Here is a 17,052-nt window from a genome sequence, read left to right on the forward strand (position 1 = left end):
TAAGCTGCCCCGACCATGTACAGCTCAAAAGTCAAATAAAAAGTCGCAAGTTCGCGTACACCAACATTTAAACGAACAACATGTGGTGTATTTATTCTGCTGCTAATATTATTAATGTTATGATTTTGTCAATATGGATCTTAAGTTCATGTTAATTTATTCTCAAAAAATAGACATTTAAGATTACCAGCTTTCACACCGGATATTCTGCTGCTGAAAGCACTACCGACATCACGAACAACCATACTAATAAATTTATCATAAACAAAAAGCCCCACAACGTTATAAAACATTGCGAGGCTGTGCTTTTTGGGAGCCAAGAATTGGAATTGAACCGGCGGCCTGCTGGTAGAAAATAGCTGACACAAACTATTTCTAAAAGTAATTATCCCCTGCTCACCTTTTACTCACCTTTTCACCTGAGGAAAACGTAATATAAGAGAAAAGAACGGGTGTTAAACACCTGAAATAACATACACCGGATACGATTCCGTAGCCTCCGGAGCTGAAGGTCACAAGTTCGAATCTTGTATTGCCCGCCAATTATTTCAATAGTTTATAGTAGAAAGGTGAGTAGAATTAACAAATTTTACTCACCTTTTAGCTGTACTAATTTTTCAAGCCTGTTCGCGAGAACAGGCTTTTTTATTGCCTTTTATGGGTGTTAGCCTTTCCGCAGTAACTTTAAAACGACGCTGGATCACAGCCTATTGACCCAGCAAATGCTGAAGGGTCGAAGCTCCATTTCCCCCGGAAAATTTCTCTTGAGATTGCAGACTGATATATGACCGCATCCATGGAACACGGACGGTAATACAGATAGAACAACCCAAGACATCGATATCTCTATTGAGAAATCAACTGTGCTGGTTATACACCCTGAGTGCAAGAATGAAAGCAGGCATGAACTAATTGAAGATCCCCCCTATCTCTCCCGAAAAGACTGCTGCAATGACAAATAAATTGGCTTCATAAAATAACCTATCAAAGTTTTCTCACCAGTCCTGATATCCGCCATGACAGTCATGCCCGGCAGAACCTGGAGTTTCTGGGCTCCCTTTTTAAGATAACTCTGATCAAGGACAACCGTCCCTTCATAATAAACGCTACCCTTTTCATCCACTATGGTTGTAGGCGAGATATCGGTCAGTTTACCCTTAATTCCACCATAACGAGCGAAATCGTAGGCCGTAAATTTTACAGTCACAGCCTGTCCTACTTTTATATGCCCCACATCACGCGACGAGATACGGACCTCGGCGATTAATTCCTTGCCGACGGGGACCAATTCCAAAACGGTTTCGCCGGGCTTGTCCACCTCACCGGGAGAATTGATCTGCAAATTGTGTACGACCCCGTCTTCGGGTGCCTTAACCGACAACTGAAACACATCCATCTCAAATCTCTTGATAATTTCATGAATTTCTGATGCCTCCGCCTCAACTATGGCTAGTTCTGACATCCAGCTTTCAAGAGCTTCTTCCTTGAGTTTAACCAGCCTATTCTTGCTTTCAGTCAACTTTTCCCCAACCTGAATGCGGCGTACCGGAATCTGGTGAAGATTTTCCTGAACATGTAAGAACTGCCTTTTCACGCTGAAATATTCACTCTTTCCAACCAATTGTTTCTTGAAAAGATCCTCGTAGGATTCATATTCCTCTTTAAGAAGCGCATACTGTTGACGCAAATTTTCTTCACGAGTGCTGAGTTCCTTCAGCTCGGCTTCATACTGTTTGATCTGATTATTGAGAATTGCCCGCGAAGCCTTCATGGATTCAATTTTCTGGGAATGAAGGCGGCGTTGCTGAGCCGCAAGTTCTTTATAGCGCTCATCTACTTTGGAATAATCAGGCTTTCGCCCGTCAATAAGAGCTGCCAAGCGTTCTTTACGCAGATCAAGTGATGCCTCTCTCACCAGATGCTGATCAAGATTGGAAACGGAAACTGTCGGGTCCATGGCGATGAGATCCTGTCCCTTTTTAACCGCCTGACCGTCCCTGATGAGAATATCCGAGACAATCCCGCCATCCTCACTCTGCACTCGTTTTATGTGGCCTGAAGGAATAATCTTACCGGAACAAACAGCAACTTCATCGATCCTTGTAACAGAAACCCATGCCACAAACCCGGCAATGACAAGGGTTAGGGTAATAATTACATAGCGTACAAGTTGCGGTACTCCAGTCTCTTCAAGGAGCAATGCCTGTGACAAATGCAATGAATCTTTTCTACTGTTGCGCACCTTTCTATTTTCAGAACCCATAGCAGTATCCTTTGCTTGAAATTGAATCAGAAAGACAGGACTTATATTCCTCGGGAAGCCTCGAAAGAACCTGTTCAGTCGGACCGAAAAGCTTAGCTCTGCCCTTTTCCATCCACAGAATCTTGTCTGCAACTTGCAAATAATGGCACTGGTTAGTGACGATTATTATGGTACTTTTTCCCCGCTTGGAATTGATCAACTTTATAAATAAATCACTTTCAGCCAAAGAAGGACGCTCAAGAACCTCATCAAAAAGCAACAAAGGAGAACGCTTCAATAATGCACGGCTCAAATTCAGTTTTTTAAGAAATTTCTGTGACATCTGCTTCATACGATAATCACCGATTCTGGTACTAAAGCCCTCAGGTAACGCCTCAACATCCTCCAGAGCTCCGGCTTCTGAACAAGCTTTCCGCAGTTCAGCATCTGTGGCAACCGGGTTGGCGAGCCTCAGGTTCTGAGCGATGGTTCCATAAAAAAACTGAGCTTCCTGCGGAGAATACCCAATGGCACGCCTGATTTGTAAAGGATCCATCTGGCGAATACTTGTTTTACTCAAAGCAATACGACCGGCCTGAGGACGGTAAAGCCCCATGATCAATTTAAGAATTGTTGATTTTCCAGATCCGTCATGACCTGCTATTGCCAGAACCTCCCCATGATTCACTTCAAAACTCACTCCAAGAAGCGCCGGATGGGCATCACAGGAATAACGGATTGAAACCTGAGAAAAATCGACATCACCACGCATCTTACGATTAAGCATCAACAGCGATTCAGAATGCTGCTCAATATCCAAGTCCATAAGCCTGTCGACCTGCTTTACACTTTTATTGATCCGCTCAACTTGAAGCATAACCACAAAAGCAGAACGCAAAGGGGCCAGAATCCGCCAGACAAGAATCATTGAAGCCACCAGCCCGCCCATGGTCATATTTCCTGCAAGAACACCGGTTACGGAAACAGCCATTGTCGCAACACCGGCAGCCATAATCAGGGTATTGGTAATAATATTAATCTGTGAAGCAAGCTGTGAAGCCTTATAAGTTTCGGCTACACATTCAGCAGAATGCTGCCGATAGCGTTTTTCCCAAATTCCCGGTGTGCTGGTTAGCTTTATCGCCCTAATCTTAGTCAATATTTCCATGACTAATTCCTGCCGGGCAGCACCACTTTCCGCTACTGCTGCATTAGCTTTTTTAACTAGCGGCATGTAGATTGCCGCCAAGGAAGCAAAACCCACAATCGCCGCAATAGGAACAAGAACAACCGGGCCTCCAAGAATCCACATGACCAGCAGAAGCAGCAGGATGAAAGGCCTCTCCAGCAAAGAAGTGAAGGCCTGTCCGGAGAAGAAATCCCTCACAGAATCAAAATCCTTGATCCGGGAAGCCTGTGAACCGATTGAAGCAGACTCTGTAAACGATGATGGCAGATATAGAATTCGCCTAAAAACTTCGTTGCCGACAATATTGCCTAAGCGCGCCCCGATAAAACTCATCATGCCGGAACGGATAATCCTCAATCCGAAATCACTAAGGATGAAAACCATAACTCCGATAACAATATAAGCCAGCGTGGTGTTGTTATCGAAGAAAGGCATCTGATCATAAATAGTCATGACAAAAAGCGGCAGTATCAGGGTCAACACACTGAGTAAAAAGGAAATAAGCAGACCATGGCTTCATTGACCTTATCCAATAAAAGAATACGTGGTCGAACAGTTAATGCCCGTGCAAGACATATCCGTTGAACGACACCTGTAGGAAGGAACTCATAAAGTTTGTTTCCGACTTTTGTTTCATAGCCGAGCGGTAGATCAGAAAGGACTGAATCAAGCTGCAAAAGAGAAGCTGCATCCATCGCAACCTGCCTGTTTCCCGGATTAAAAAGAGTGAGATTATCAAAAATGGTTCCATTAAATAGGGTTCCCTGCTGCGGGAGATACTCCATACGCCCCTGAAAATCAGTGTGGCAGAACTCACTCAAATCATGGCCGTCAATAAATACCTGACCATTATCAGGATTGATCAATCCATAGATAAGATTCAACAGAAGGGTCGACTTTCTGCCGCTGTCAGCGTTAATGCAGACCATTTCTCCATCTTGGACGAGCATATTAAGTTCCTTGAAAACATCAGCACCGTCATTCTCAAGGGAGTAAGACACCTTGTTCAATACAATTTTACCTTTGATTTCTTCAGGCAGGCACGGTGCATCAAGGTTAGACTCTTCACGCAGATCTACGATATTTTTAATTTGATCTTTGGCAATCTCAATATCAGCATGCCGCACCCAGAATGAAGCCAAGGCACGGAAAGGTTGAAAAAAACGCCCACTCAAAAGGGTACATCCGGCAAGACTACCAAGAGTTATATGCCCGGAAATAGCAAGAGTGCCGCCTATAAACAACACGCCGAACAAATTGATTTGGAAGAATAGATTTCCAATATTTACCGGGAGATTCCCAATGAAAATGACATCATAATCAAGCATGGCAGCATCTGCCTCAAGTCGCTCATGACGGCGAAGCATGGACTCTTCCAATGTAAGGGCCTTAACAGCATGGATTCCACTAAGGGATTCAACCAAAAAGTTGTAGCGGCGATCAGCCTGAATCTTTTGTCTAAGCCTGCTTTTGCTGTAACTGCTGCGAATAAAAGCAATCACAAAAAGAAAGATCAAAGCAACACTGGCAAGATATGCAGCCACTTGCCAGCCTCCTATAAATCCAGCCACAGCAAGAAAGATAAACGCGAAAGGCAGATCGAGCATAAGCTGAAACGCCTGCCCTGCGTAGAATGACCTGAGAGTGTTCACTGCCCGCAAACGGTCCAGATGGACCCCGGCCCCGTCTTTTTCAAAATCATCCAGAACACAATTCATCCATCGTTCTACACAGGAAGAAGCTATACTGTGCTCGAAACGAGCAGACATCCAATTGGTGATAGTGGAACGGCTAAGTCTTAAAATTGTCTCTAAAAACAAAGCCGCCATAAATCCGGCAACCAACCAGAGCAAGGTTGATGTTGCCCTTGTAAGAACTATCCGGTCATAAACCTGCATCAAAACAATCGGCAGTGCGAGTCCAAGTATATTAATACAAATGGAGGCCAGAAACAGATCGAACGAGCTGCGCATAAATGCAGGAAGAGTTCTCAAATCACTGAAAAGCCCTCTCTGCTTTTTGAAGTATGATAAATCCATAAGCTGTTCCCATTATTCAAAGTCAGTTACAACAAGAGCAAAAACAGAATTACCAGTCTGACTGATCAGGAAAGTCCTCCGCTTCATTTTCAAAAGCATCAAGATTATCGGAACTGTCAAAAGAGTCGTCATCGCCGCCCTTTTTACCGCGCCCTTTTCCCTTACCTCCATCTTCATCGGATTCAACTTCTTCGGTCCAACCGTTACTTAAGTCGTCCATTCCAGCTCCAGCCCCACTATCCTCTCCTTCAGTCAGCTCAGTCCAGCTAGAACCGGATTCTCCTTCATCACTCTCCATGAGAAAAAAATCGGTTTCAAGAGCATCATCTTCGCCAGCCCCAACAACCCGTTCATCGTAATGAGGCTGATCTTCTGTCACACCGGGAGGAGCTTCATCAAGACCGTTACCAAGCCCCATATTTCCCTTAGGACCTCCCTTGTCTGCACCATCAGCAGAGGAATCAGATTCGGATTCAAATTCCTGATCTCCGCCTTTACCCTGATCGGGCCCTTCTTCTACGCGGCCCCACTGGTTGCCGCGACCACCGGAAGACTTACCGGAGGAATCAGAACTACCTGTTATTGATTCTCCCAAGTCAGCCACGCCAGTTTCCGCAACAGGTTCATCCACGAATTCTTGGGGCGCTGTGTCACCACTATCATCATCCTCGCCAGCCCCAACAACCCGTTCATCATAATGAGGCTGATCTTCTGTCACACCGGGAGGAGCTTCATCAAGACCGTTACCAAGCCCCATATTTCCCTTAGGACCTCCCTTGTCTGCACCATCAGCAGAGGAATCAGATTCGGATTCAAATTCCTGATCTCCGCCCTTACCCTGATCGGGACCTTCTTCTACGCGGCCCCACTGGTTGCCTTGACCACCGGAATCCTTACCGGAGTCGTCAGAAATATCAGCAGACTCAAAGGACTCCGTTGGAGCTTCAGAGACAGACTCTTCCACTACTTCTTCCGTAACCTCAGGCTCGACGACTTCTGCGGCAGGCTCTTCCACTACTTCTTCAGCAACCTCTGGCTCGACGACTTCTGCGGCAGGCTCTTCCACTACTTCTTCAGCAACCTCTGGCTCGACAACTTCTGCGGCAGGCTCTTCCACTGCCTCTTCAGCTACGGCAGACTCGGTAGGTCCGGCAGGAGACTCAGTTACTTTTTCCGTAACCTCTGGCTCAACTACTTCTGCGGCAGGCTCTTCCACTGCCTCTTCAGCTACGGCAGACTCGGTAGGTCCGGCAGGAGACTCTGTTACTTCTTCCGAAACCTCAGGCTCAACTACTTCTGTGGCAGGCTCTTCCACAGCCTCTTCAGCTACGGTAGACTCGGTAGGTTCAGCAGGAGACTCGGTTACTTCTTCAGCAACCTCTGGCTCAACTGATTCTACGGCAGGCTCTTCCACAACCTCTTCAGCCGCGGCAGACTCGATAGGTTCAGCAGGCGATTCTGGAGTATCTCCCCTACCGACAAAGTCTTCTGCGACTTTTTCAGCTAGTGGTGACTCAATATCAGAATCTGGTTTAATATCACCTTCGTGGATAGAACTACCGGGCAAAACTGTACCTGCAAGGCACGCAAGAATGCAATTGAAATTCACAATCAACAACAAACAGTTCATCATATGTTAGAATCGCAGCTGAGATTTGCCTATATACGAACGCGATTTTCATTATATTAATAAGGTTCGAATATCGGGAGATTCTATGAATAGAATTATGCTAATTTCTCTAATTGCTCAGCTAGTTGTGGCAGTCCCTGCTATGAGCAATATGCAGGTCAAAGATGTGCATGAACAAGCGGCCAACGCTGTGGCAATAGAGGCAAAGGCACAAAAACAATATCAAAACTGGGCAGATCTGAAAGACCAGGAATCTGATGCCATTCGCGAAATGAAAGCCACAGAAGCATGGCTCGAATTTCAAAACAGAAAATACGATAGGTACCTCAAAAAGCAGGAAAAAGTAATAGCAGAGCTAAAGAGACGCAAAGAAGAAGCCAAAAGAATCAAAATGGAGCTGGAACCGTTTTTGGAAACAGTTGTTGATCAGTTGGAACTCTTTGTAAAATCCGACCTGCCTTTTCTGAATGATGAAAGAACCCGCCGGATTCAATTCCTGCGCGATTCTCTGGATGACTATCATTTGCAGCTCAGCGAAAAACTGCGCCGGGTATTTGAGGCATTACTTGTCGAAACTGAATATGGCCAAAACGTATCCACTTCCACGCAGGAATTAATGATCAACGGGACACCTACTCAGGTTACCATCTTCCGCCTTGGACGCGCCGCCCTTTACTACCAGACAACAGACGGCTCTGAAGTCGGGATATGGGATAAAGACTCGCACAGCTGGAAAACTCTGGCCCCCACATATGCTTTGACCCTGCGCCGCGCCAAAGACATGGCGGAACGTAAGCGCGCTGTTGAATTACTAGAACTTCCGCTGGGAGTGGCAAAATGAAAATAGTCGTATATTGCCTTTTACTTTGCTTATCTTTTCCTTTCTGTGCAGTCGCACAGAGCTGGACTGACACCGCCAAAGCCGTTGGAAGCGTGGTGACTGAAGCCAAACAAAACGCACAAACAACCAAGAACCTCATTGCAAAAGAACGAAGTGAGCTTAAAGCTGAAAAACAGCAACTCGACAAAAGCATTAACTCTAAACAAAATAAATTTGATTCCCTCAAAGCCAGATATGAAGAATTGCTTAAGGAAGAGGAAAAGCTCAACAAGGAATTAGCAGAGCAGGCACAGGAAATCCAAACCATCGATGGAACGATACGGACCTCAGCCAAGCAGGCCCGGGATTATTTCCATGAAAGCCTGACCACTCCCGAACACCCGGAAAGAGCTGTCGTTCTGAAAGAAGTCCTGAAAGCAAACACCTTTGCCGGATTAAACGGTATCCAAAATCTGTTGGGCCTTTTTATGGATGAAATGGTTGCATCCGGCGAGATAGACCGCCGTAATGGTCAATTCACCGGAGCAGACGGTACTGAGAAATCCGGCGAAGTACTCCGCATCGGCTCATTTACCTCTGCTTACCGTCAGCCCGATGGGACATTAGGTTTTCTGCGCCCTTCCCCCGGCGGCGACAAACTCATAGCGGTAAAAGGTGAACCGGGTTGGGCTATCTCAAAAACCATGAACAGTTTTCTCGATGACAACGGCGTTGCTTTTCCTGTGGATATCTCCAACGGAGCCTCTTTTGCCCGACTTGCACAACAGCAGAAAAGTATACAGGAATGGCTAAGTGCCGGAGGACTGCTGGTCTGGCCTATAATCATTGTCGGGATTGCAGCTTTTATTCTGGTTATCGAAAGATTCTATACCCTTAGCAGAATCCGCAGCAACTCGGACCGCAACATGGCAAAGATTCTTAAAATGATTGCCAATGATGAATGGGATAAATGCCGATCTTTCTGCAATGAACAATCTCATTACCCCACCTGCCGGATCATCGGACACACCCTTAATTATATGGGGCAGGCACGGGAAATTATCGAAAATGCGTTTCAGGAAGGCCTGCTCAAGGAACTCCCGATTCTGGAACGTTCCCTGCCTACGCTGAATGTACTGGCTGCAGTTGCTCCGTTGCTGGGTCTTTTAGGTACAGTTACCGGCATGATCAGCACTTTCCAAATCATAACCCTCTACGGTACCGGAGACCCCAGAATGATGTCCGGCGGGATATCGGAAGCACTGGTCACCACTCAGTTAGGGCTGGCTGTGGCTGTTCCGATCATGATTCTGCATCATATTCTGGACCGCCGCGTGGATAAGATCATCAGTGACATGGAAGAAAAAGGGTCAGGATTCGCTGTTGCCCTGATGAAGAAAGGCAAACTCAAAAGCAAGGACGAACAACATGCAGCAGTATAACATTTTGGAACTTCTGACTGAACATTTTCAGGCCGGCGGCGACATTATGATTGCGCTGCTGATCCTCTCACTCATCATGTGGACTTTAGCCATATATAAGAGTCTTCGTTTTTTCCGTGAAAGCAACAAGGAGCAATCTCCGGATAACTGCCTGAGGATGTATAAGAATGAACCGGAAACATGCAGAACAAAACTCCCTGTCTGGCAATTTGATATTCTCTCGGAACACATGGATGCAAACGGCAATGATCCTGATTTAAATAGAGAATTGCTGAAATCAATACGGGTGCGTCACGAATTCGCGACTATGTGCAACATCGGTACGATCCTTATTCTTGCGGCTGCAGCTCCACTGCTCGGTCTTTTGGGGACAGTCACGGGTATGATTTCGACCTTTGATGTAATTGCCCAGTTTGGGACCGGAAACGCACGTGCGCTGGCCTCAGGTATATCCGAAGCTTTAGTTACCACTCAAAGCGGTCTGGTAGCCGCTGTTCCGGGACTTATCCTCGGGGGAATACTTCTGCGCAAGGGAGAAAAGCTAAAATCCCGCATGGAGCTATTTTGCATTTGCCTTCAAGAACAGACCGACAGCCTGAGTAATCAGAAAGGATAACCAGATGAAAAGTATCCGTCATTCACGCACAAGACGGGGGGGAGGCAGTGAAATAAACATGACTCCTCTCATTGATATGGTTTTCATTTTGCTCATCTTCTTCATTGTCACCACCAGCTTCGTACGCGAGGCGGGAGTTGATGTGCAGCGTCCTTCAGCCCAAAGCGCGGAAACCAAGGAAAAAGCCAATGTCATTTTGGGCCTTACCGCGGAAGGACAAATTTTCATTGAAGGAAGACCGTTAGATATCCGCTCGGTTCGGGCTTATATGGAACGTTTTCTTGCCGAAACACCTGAAGGAGCTGTTGTAATTGTCGCAGACAAAGACAGCATGACCGGAGCGGCGGTGCAGGTTCTTGATCAATGCCGCCTTGCCGGAGTGCAGAACATCAGTCTCGCGGCGAGGAAAAAATAATGCTCCGACGCACAAGAGGAACTGGCGACTTTGTCGCAGCCTGCCTTGGCTCGGTCATGATCGCGGGTCTGGTATATGTCGGGGTTGTTCTACTGAACACTGCGGAAAAACCATCCGTTAATCAGGTTATTGATGGAGCAATCCGTATTGCTCAAGCTCAAAAAGAAGAACCGGTGGAACCGCTTGAACGTAAAAAACTGGATGATCCCAAGCCTCCAAAGCAAATGCATAAAACATTCTCAACCAAAACCAACCGTCCAAAAAACGTTAAGCCCACAATGGATATTAACACTCCGAATTTCAAGGCCGACATGCATCCCGGCCTGAAAGGAGGAATCTCCATCCCCCGCATGGAATTGGGCGGAGTCGGCTTTGAAATTGATGAAGTGGATGAAATACCGCAAATTATAAGAAACTACCCTCCCGAATACCCCTACGGCGCAAAGCGGAAACGAATTGAAGGAGAAGTCGTAGTACGGATGTTGGTTACCAGCAAAGGTACTCCTGAAAATCTTTCCGTGTATTCAGCTAATCCCTCCGGTGTTTTTGAGCAGGCAGCTCTCAAAGCGGCAAGGCGCTGGAGATTCAAACCCGGAAAATATCATGGAGAAGAGGTGGACACATGGGTCCTGCTTCCATTCAAATTCGAGCTGACACGATGAAAAGCATATCTATTTTTACAATTACGCTGCTGGCAATATTCTGTTTTGCCGGACCTAGCTTTGCCAAACTCCCCCCCCAAGCCCGTCAGAACCTTTACAAGGCTCAACTGCTGTTGGACGAGGAGAAATACGCTGAAGCTGCCACTCTAATAAAAAAATATATGAACTCCACCACCGAACCTGTGGATGCTCAAATATTTCTCGTTCTTGGCGGAGCACAACTGCAAACAGGGAATGATAAGCAAGCATACGACACTTTTAAGCGAGGCTTTGCCCGCCACCCGGACAACTTGCATCTCTGCCGTAATACCGCAGTCACTGCGTATAAGCTGGAACGCTACAACGAAGCGGGCATGTTTCTGGAAAAGACCTATGCCCTGCAAAAGCCTGCTAACCCTGAAACATTGTTTCAGGCAGGATCAATTTACTATAAAGGTGACAACTTCAAGTCCTCGGTCAGAGTACTGCAAAAGCTCATAGCCCAGACAAAAAATCCTGATAAAGAATGGGTATCCTTAGCCATTCATGCTCTTCTCGAAAATGGACAGCCGGATAGGGCAAAATCACTGCTTTTGAAATACTTGGAACGAGCTCCTGATGACTCAGCTTACTGGAAGCTTCTTGCCAAACTTCATATGGACAAGGAACAGCTGGAGAAAACAGCAGCAGCACTGGAAATAGCCTATCGACTGAAGCGTCCGTCACAACAGGAACTGGAAAACCTATCCTCCATATACAGATACAAGGAAGCCCCTCTATTAGCTGCAGCAACACTTGAACGAGCTTACGGGACTGCAATCAACTCTGAACAGGCTCTTAAAATTGCAACACTTTACGCATCTGCCGGTAGGATAAAAAAAGCAATAAGTTGCATGGACCGATACTCCCAAACCAAATCAACCAGTTTAAAAAAAGGCATTCTCCTCTTTAAATCCAGACGCTTTAATGATGCCCGCGAAGCTTTTAAAGCTTCACTGGGGACAAAGAATGCGGGCGAAGCCAGATTTTATATGGCTCTTTGCGCATGGGAATTAAAAGACTGGCAAAAAGCAAAGCAGGAATTGAAAAAAATAACAGACGGCAACTTCACAAAACGTGCTTCCGGCTATCTGGAAGTTCTGCTTGATATAGAGACAGCTCAAATAGAAAGCGCAGAATAGATAAGAGCTCAAAATCCCTCACATAGGGCGAAAAAGGCCCACTACGAAATGCCGGACTCCTGTATGGGACTCCGGCATTAATTGTTTAAGTGCCTACAGCTCGAATAATGAAAAGACAAAGCCACCATTCTATGAAGGCGACCTTGTCATTTACTGCGTATTACACCAATCTCTATATGATAATGACTTGCGATATCAAAGCGACAGTGTTATGCTTCCTCTGAATTGGAGGAAACTATGGTCGTAATCAGCACAAATAACTGGAAACATAGTGATAATGTTTCGAACAAATGGCTTCTGGAGTCGCAAATGGAGGTAGCGTGGAAGGAGTATCAGATCAAAAGCGGCATCAAATTGATTGTTCAAAATCTTCCGGCATTGGAAGAAAATGTACAATTTGAATTTGAATCCGATTCCGCCCCGGTCCAATTTTTATACTGCTTGTCGGGGGGAACCCGACATACTGTTATTGATAAAACTCAAAAACAACATTCGATTAAAACAGCAAATCAAAAACTAACTTTATCTTATCTACCTGAAACTAAGGGTATTTCAATAATCCCAAAAGGAATCCCACTACAATCTGTAGGTCTGCAAATTCATCCTGAAACACTGCTCCAGCTTGTTGATGAAGCCGGACGCTCAGTTTGCCCGCAGCTTTATGCTAGTATCAAATCCAAAAATCCCCAGCCGTATTTTCACGAAACAGAATTGCCGCTGCCCATTCAAATAACAGTACAGCAGATTCTGGAATGCATGCTCAGTGGGTCGATGAAAAAGATCTTCCTGGAATACAAAGCTCTTGAGCTCATGTACACACAGCTCAGCCTTCTTGATTGTGCCCTGATTAAAACAAAGAAAATAACGCCTTACGAACATCAGACGGTCATGAGAGCTTACAAAATATTGATGCAGGATATCGTTTCGCCGCCTCCTCTTCTGGATCTGGCTAAACAGGCCGGCATAACTCACACTAGGCTCAACCAGCTTTTTAAAACCATATACGGCAAGACCGTTTTCGGAGTTCTAAGGCAGGAAAGACTGGAATGCTCCAGAAGAATGCTTGAAGACGGACGAAGAACTATTGCCGAAGTTGCTTATGAGTGCGGATTCTCAAACCCCAGCCACCTTTCACGTGCTTTTGTAAAACAGTATGGTCTGCAACCTAAACGTTATCAGGCGGAACACTTGAAGCTGCAGCAAAAAAGCACATCGACCCAGATAGTTTAGCTGTTCTTCTAAAAAGAACAGCTAAGCGCTATATAAAAATATCATTCGAATCATATTGTCGCTGATCTACAGACGGCTTGTAGACAATTAGCCTACAAAAAACCTACCCATTCTTCTTTAAATATTTACTAACCGCCTGCCGGGTAACCCCGATAAGCTGGGCGGCGGAGGACTGATTGCCTTTGGTGCGGCGCAGAGCTTCATCGATAAGTCTGGCTCGGACCTCTTGCAGAGTCGGTAGACGGATACCGAAAGTAACGCTTTCTTCGGAATCAGAGACCGGGGCAACTGTTTCAAGGGATTCTCCCGGCACTACCAGCAGTTTTTTGAAGTGCTCAGGCTTAACTTCTTTGTAACCGCAGATGCTTGCGGCATCATGAACCAGATGCTGTAATTCGCGCACATTTCCCGGAAAAGGATAGTTATCCAGAAAAGCAGAAAGCTCATGAACATCCGCTTCAACTTCGCTGGATGTTTCCGCTTGAACCTCATTAAGAAAATGGGAAATAAGCAACGGCAGATCTCCTCTGCGCTCCCTTAGCGGCGGGATATTCAACATGTGCCCGCGCAACCGAAAAAATAGATCCTTTCGGAATTTGCCCTGCTCCTGCATAGCTTTGAAAGATTGATGGGTGGCGGTAATAATTCTCGCGCTGGAGCGTTTAGCCATATCTGATCCAAGCGGCATGAACTCGTGCTCCTGCAACAATCTCAGCAACTTAGTTTGTGAAGCCTGGCTGAGATCGCCAATTTCATCAAGAAACAGCGTCCCGTTCTTGGCCTTCTCCACCAAACCGATGCGCGCTTCTGAAGCTCCGGTAAAAGCACCTTTCTTATGCCCGAAAAGAGTATCGGAAAAGACATTGTCATCCAGTCCGGCAACATTCACGGGCACAAAATTACCCTTTCTACCGCTGGCATTGTGCACTGCCCGGGCAACGAGTTCCTTGCCTACTCCGGATTCACCGGTAATCAAGACCGGACGTGAAGTCTCGGCAATAGCTTCAATATATTTAAAGATGGAGATCATATCCTTGTGGGCGGTGACAATCTCCGAGAAAAGCTCCGGGCGGTCCGGTGAATCCTTGAAAAAACGCTGTTGCAGGGATTTGTTCTCCTGCCGCAATTCGAAAATTTCAATGGCGTGACGAACCCCGGCGATGAGCGTGTTGCGGTCCTCGGTTTTGACGATGAAGTCGAAGGCCCCCTTGCGGATACAATTGACCACGGCCTTGATTTCGTTCAGCCCTGAAATGACCAGTACCGGGAGCTCCGGATGCTCCTCCACAATCTGCGGAATAAGCTCTTCTCCGGAAACACCGGGCATCATCAAATCTACGGCTACGGCGCAAAACTGGCGCTGGGCAAGCGTTTCCATTGTCTTTGTGCCGTCACTCAGCAGAACAACGTTATCAATACCCTGCGAACGCAGGGTGGCCCGAAAACTTTGCAGCCACGAATCCTCATCATCAACCAGCAGTAATGGATACCTTGGTGTCTGCCCTGTACTTTTACTCATCATTATCCCCGTCAGTGATTACCGGAATTGAAAATTTTGCAATGGTCCCCCCGCCGGGGTTAGCTGAAAACTCCAGCCGACCGCCATGTTCCTGCACAATTGTCGATGATACGGACAAGCCCAGACCGGTGCCGCCGCTGGTCCGTTTCGTAGTGAAAAAAGGATCAGTGATCTTCTTAAAATGCTCCTCGGCAATGCCCACACCTTCATCACGAACCCCAATTTCAACCACCTGCTCTTTAGTATTAAACTTTGAAGACAGCAGAATCCTCTGATTGCGGTCAGTTAAGGCTTCGCAAGAATTAACCAGCAGGTTAATCAATACCTGTGAAATTCGCTGCGAATTTCCACGCACCTGCGGAAGCTCTGTAGCAAGGTCCATTTCAAAACGCGCAGTCTTCTTGCTGATAAGATTTTCCAGCAGCCGCAGGGAGTTATCAACCACATCCACCAGATCAACTTCCCACATCAACTCACCGGGCTCCAGTCGCGAATAATCCTTGAGACTGTTTACAATCCCGCTGATACGACTCGCTCCTTCCTGCATACGAGCCAAGAGATCAGGCATAAAATTCCGCAGCTCACCATATTCCAGCCCACCCGCAAGAAAGTCGCCGTTTTCGTGATAGTAATCCTCAAGAATGGGGGTTATATCGCGCCATATTTCATCCAGCAGAGGCAGATTGAGGGTCATAAAACTGTTGGGATTATTGATTTCATGGGCCATACCTGAAACCAATACCCCCAATGAAACCATTTTATCAGCCTGAATGAGCTGCTGTTGCTTTTCCTTGGCCTGACGTTCGGATTCCACGCGTTCAGTGATATCGCGTATGGCACAGACCCCAACCTTTTCGCCCTGAAAAATAATGTCCCGCTGCTGAATTTTACAAATGAGCATTCGCCCGTCCCTGCAACGAAAATTAGCATCAAAACGAGTCCGGCGATTGCGGGACGTATGCAACCGCACTATTTCACGGTGCTCCGGGTCGGCAAGGTCATCGATATTGAGTCCGGCAAGCTCCTCCTGCGAATAACCAAAGAGATGCAATCCGGCACGGTTGGCGGTCAGAATCTCCCCTTCATGATGAATGAAAATTGCTTCAAAAGTAGACTGCGAAAGCTGGCGAAAACGTTCTTCACTCTCGCGCAGGGCAACTTCAACTACGCGGCGTCTGGCAATGGCCTGAGCCTGCAAAAAGTTCTTGCGAGCCAGAATAGACATCTGATTGGCAATTAAACAAAGCGCATTGCAGACACTCAGGAACTGATCCCGAGACATGGACGGGACCTCGGCAAGAGCTTCCATCAGCTGATCTTCGTCAGCACCGATTTCGCGGGCATATCGGCGAATGCGGTCATCATTGGTGGGCGGGCAGCGCACCTGTCCGATAATCCAGTTGGCAATGTGGCGATCCCCTACATAAAAACTCGTCCCGCCGTCCCAAAGCCCTCCGCTGAGACAGGGGCGCATGATTGGTTCCAAGGGGCTTTTGGTTCCGAAAGATGCATCAGAACGCATGCAGTTAGCCATGCCTTTCTCCGTGTTTCGAATCAAATCGCAGAAACGGCAGAAACGGCTAGGCTTGGTGATGGGCCGCCCTTCCAGATCGGTAATGACTGAGGCAACCCGCGTAGCTTCAGAAAATGCATCCTGAATACGCTGGATAGCCTCCACATCAAAATAATCTTCAAAGCGGTGCTGCCTGCTCTCATCCTGTGAATCAGGTATAACCGCATTCAATCTGTAATTTCCGTTAAAGTTCTCACACCGAAAATGAGATTCCTCAAGCTCTGCCACCCTGCCACGCAAGGTATTCAGCTCTTCGATAAAGTCCTCATGAACATCTAATTTCTTATCTTTTCTTTTATCTGCTTCCATTTTGCCCATACTGCTTTCAGGAAAATCATTTTTGCGGTCCTGACCGATTACATCCTAGACCTATCAAAGCATTTTCAATGCCAGCCCCGGCACCTACCGTTGATTGGCCTAAAACCAAGGTAAACACATCCCCCCACCCAATGCAATCTTCCTATTCTCCCCCTGAAGCAACCCCGGTTGACAACCTTGGTAAACCCCGCGTCAAC

Annotated in this window: 13 protein-coding genes; 7 read left to right on the plus strand and 6 right to left on the minus strand. The window is 46.6% G+C overall.

What is annotated here, in order from left to right; translation table 11 throughout:
- Positions 1-925 precede the first annotated feature (925 nt).
- The 4 genes from DESAL_RS10425 to DESAL_RS10440 are packed head-to-tail and all read right to left on the minus strand — an operon-like array spanning position 926 to position 7,037.
- Positions 926-2,263: an HlyD family type I secretion periplasmic adaptor subunit gene (locus tag DESAL_RS10425; protein ID WP_015851953.1), complete on the minus strand. Its 1,338-nt coding sequence runs from the start codon at positions 2,261-2,263 to the stop codon at positions 926-928.
- A complete protein-coding gene (locus DESAL_RS10430; RefSeq protein WP_015851954.1) occupies positions 2,253-3,884 on the minus strand; it encodes a peptidase domain-containing ABC transporter in 1,632 nt (543 codons plus the stop codon). Before DESAL_RS10430 ends, DESAL_RS10425 begins: the two co-directional genes overlap by 11 nt.
- Before the next feature lie 23 nt (positions 3,885-3,907).
- Positions 3,908-5,470, minus strand: coding sequence for an ABC transporter transmembrane domain-containing protein (locus tag DESAL_RS10435; protein ID WP_015851955.1), 1,563 nt, complete (start codon positions 5,468-5,470; stop codon positions 3,908-3,910).
- Between the two features lie 49 nt (positions 5,471-5,519).
- Positions 5,520-7,037: a hypothetical protein gene (locus tag DESAL_RS10440; RefSeq protein ID WP_157046941.1), complete on the minus strand. Its 1,518-nt coding sequence runs from the start codon at positions 7,035-7,037 to the stop codon at positions 5,520-5,522.
- A 148-nt stretch (positions 7,038-7,185) separates the two neighbouring features.
- On the opposite strand from DESAL_RS10440, the gene DESAL_RS10450 reads away from it, so the two are divergent.
- The 7 genes from DESAL_RS10450 (at position 7,186) to DESAL_RS10480 (ending at position 13,445) form a co-directional block, all read left to right on the plus strand.
- The gene (locus DESAL_RS10450) at positions 7,186-7,941 is read left to right on the plus strand and encodes a DUF3450 domain-containing protein (protein WP_015851957.1); all 756 of its coding nucleotides are present in this window, start codon (positions 7,186-7,188) and stop codon (positions 7,939-7,941) included.
- Complete coding sequence (locus DESAL_RS10455) at positions 7,938-9,362, plus strand: MotA/TolQ/ExbB proton channel family protein (protein WP_015851958.1); 1,425 nt, start codon at positions 7,938-7,940, stop codon at positions 9,360-9,362. The genes DESAL_RS10450 and DESAL_RS10455 overlap by 4 nt, the downstream gene beginning before the upstream one ends.
- Positions 9,349-9,978, plus strand: coding sequence for a MotA/TolQ/ExbB proton channel family protein (locus tag DESAL_RS10460; RefSeq protein ID WP_015851959.1), 630 nt, complete (start codon positions 9,349-9,351; stop codon positions 9,976-9,978). Before DESAL_RS10455 ends, DESAL_RS10460 begins: the two co-directional genes overlap by 14 nt.
- 4 nt (positions 9,979-9,982) lie before the next feature.
- Positions 9,983-10,393, plus strand: coding sequence for an ExbD/TolR family protein (locus tag DESAL_RS10465; RefSeq protein WP_015851960.1), 411 nt, complete (start codon positions 9,983-9,985; stop codon positions 10,391-10,393).
- The gene (locus DESAL_RS10470) at positions 10,393-11,055 is read left to right on the plus strand and encodes an energy transducer TonB (protein ID WP_015851961.1); all 663 of its coding nucleotides are present in this window, start codon (positions 10,393-10,395) and stop codon (positions 11,053-11,055) included. Before DESAL_RS10465 ends, DESAL_RS10470 begins: the two co-directional genes overlap by 1 nt.
- Positions 11,052-12,215 (plus strand): tetratricopeptide repeat protein, encoded by a 1,164-nt coding sequence (locus DESAL_RS10475; protein ID WP_015851962.1) that lies wholly within the window; start codon positions 11,052-11,054, stop codon positions 12,213-12,215. Before DESAL_RS10470 ends, DESAL_RS10475 begins: the two co-directional genes overlap by 4 nt.
- 237 nt (positions 12,216-12,452) lie before the next feature.
- Entirely contained in the window at positions 12,453-13,445 is a 993-nt protein-coding gene (locus DESAL_RS10480) for a helix-turn-helix domain-containing protein (protein ID WP_015851963.1), read from the plus strand.
- 103 nt (positions 13,446-13,548) lie between these two features.
- Here the strand turns inward: DESAL_RS10480 and DESAL_RS10485 are convergent, their stop codons facing one another.
- Together DESAL_RS10485 and DESAL_RS10490 are read right to left on the minus strand one after the other, a co-directional pair.
- Positions 13,549-14,964 carry a sigma-54-dependent transcriptional regulator gene (locus DESAL_RS10485; RefSeq protein ID WP_015851964.1) on the minus strand — a complete coding sequence of 472 codons (1,416 nt, stop codon included), beginning with the start codon at positions 14,962-14,964 and terminating at the stop codon, positions 13,549-13,551.
- Positions 14,957-16,846, minus strand: a complete 1,890-nt coding sequence (locus tag DESAL_RS10490) for a PocR ligand-binding domain-containing protein (protein WP_015851965.1) — start codon at positions 16,844-16,846, stop codon at positions 14,957-14,959. Before DESAL_RS10490 ends, DESAL_RS10485 begins: the two co-directional genes overlap by 8 nt.
- Between the last annotated feature and the right edge of the window lie 206 nt (positions 16,847-17,052).

This window comes from Maridesulfovibrio salexigens DSM 2638 (assembly GCF_000023445.1).
In the GTDB taxonomy this organism is placed as follows: domain Bacteria; phylum Desulfobacterota; class Desulfovibrionia; order Desulfovibrionales; family Desulfovibrionaceae; genus Maridesulfovibrio; species Maridesulfovibrio salexigens.

What these genes read in the sequence shown, in the direction of transcription:
- DESAL_RS10460 (WP_015851959.1), top strand. Translation starts at nt 9,349, where the DNA reads ATGCAGCAGTATAACATTTTGGAACTTCTGACTGAACATTTTCAGGCC.
- DESAL_RS10475 (WP_015851962.1), top strand. Translation starts at nt 11,052, where the DNA reads ATGAAAAGCATATCTATTTTTACAATTACGCTGCTGGCAATATTCTGT.
- DESAL_RS10450 (WP_015851957.1), top strand. Translation starts at nt 7,186, where the DNA reads ATGAATAGAATTATGCTAATTTCTCTAATTGCTCAGCTAGTTGTGGCA.
- DESAL_RS10425 (WP_015851953.1), bottom strand. Translation starts at nt 2,263, where the DNA reads ATGGGTTCTGAAAATAGAAAGGTGCGCAACAGTAGAAAAGATTCATTG.
- DESAL_RS10430 (WP_015851954.1), bottom strand. Translation starts at nt 3,884, where the DNA reads ATGACTATTTATGATCAGATGCCTTTCTTCGATAACAACACCACGCTG.
- DESAL_RS10455 (WP_015851958.1), top strand. Translation starts at nt 7,938, where the DNA reads ATGAAAATAGTCGTATATTGCCTTTTACTTTGCTTATCTTTTCCTTTC.
- DESAL_RS10470 (WP_015851961.1), top strand. Translation starts at nt 10,393, where the DNA reads ATGCTCCGACGCACAAGAGGAACTGGCGACTTTGTCGCAGCCTGCCTT.
- DESAL_RS10485 (WP_015851964.1), bottom strand. Translation starts at nt 14,964, where the DNA reads ATGAGTAAAAGTACAGGGCAGACACCAAGGTATCCATTACTGCTGGTT.
- DESAL_RS10480 (WP_015851963.1), top strand. Translation starts at nt 12,453, where the DNA reads ATGGTCGTAATCAGCACAAATAACTGGAAACATAGTGATAATGTTTCG.
- DESAL_RS10435 (WP_015851955.1), bottom strand. Translation starts at nt 5,470, where the DNA reads ATGGATTTATCATACTTCAAAAAGCAGAGAGGGCTTTTCAGTGATTTG.
- DESAL_RS10490 (WP_015851965.1), bottom strand. Translation starts at nt 16,846, where the DNA reads ATGGAAGCAGATAAAAGAAAAGATAAGAAATTAGATGTTCATGAGGAC.
- DESAL_RS10465 (WP_015851960.1), top strand. Translation starts at nt 9,983, where the DNA reads ATGAAAAGTATCCGTCATTCACGCACAAGACGGGGGGGAGGCAGTGAA.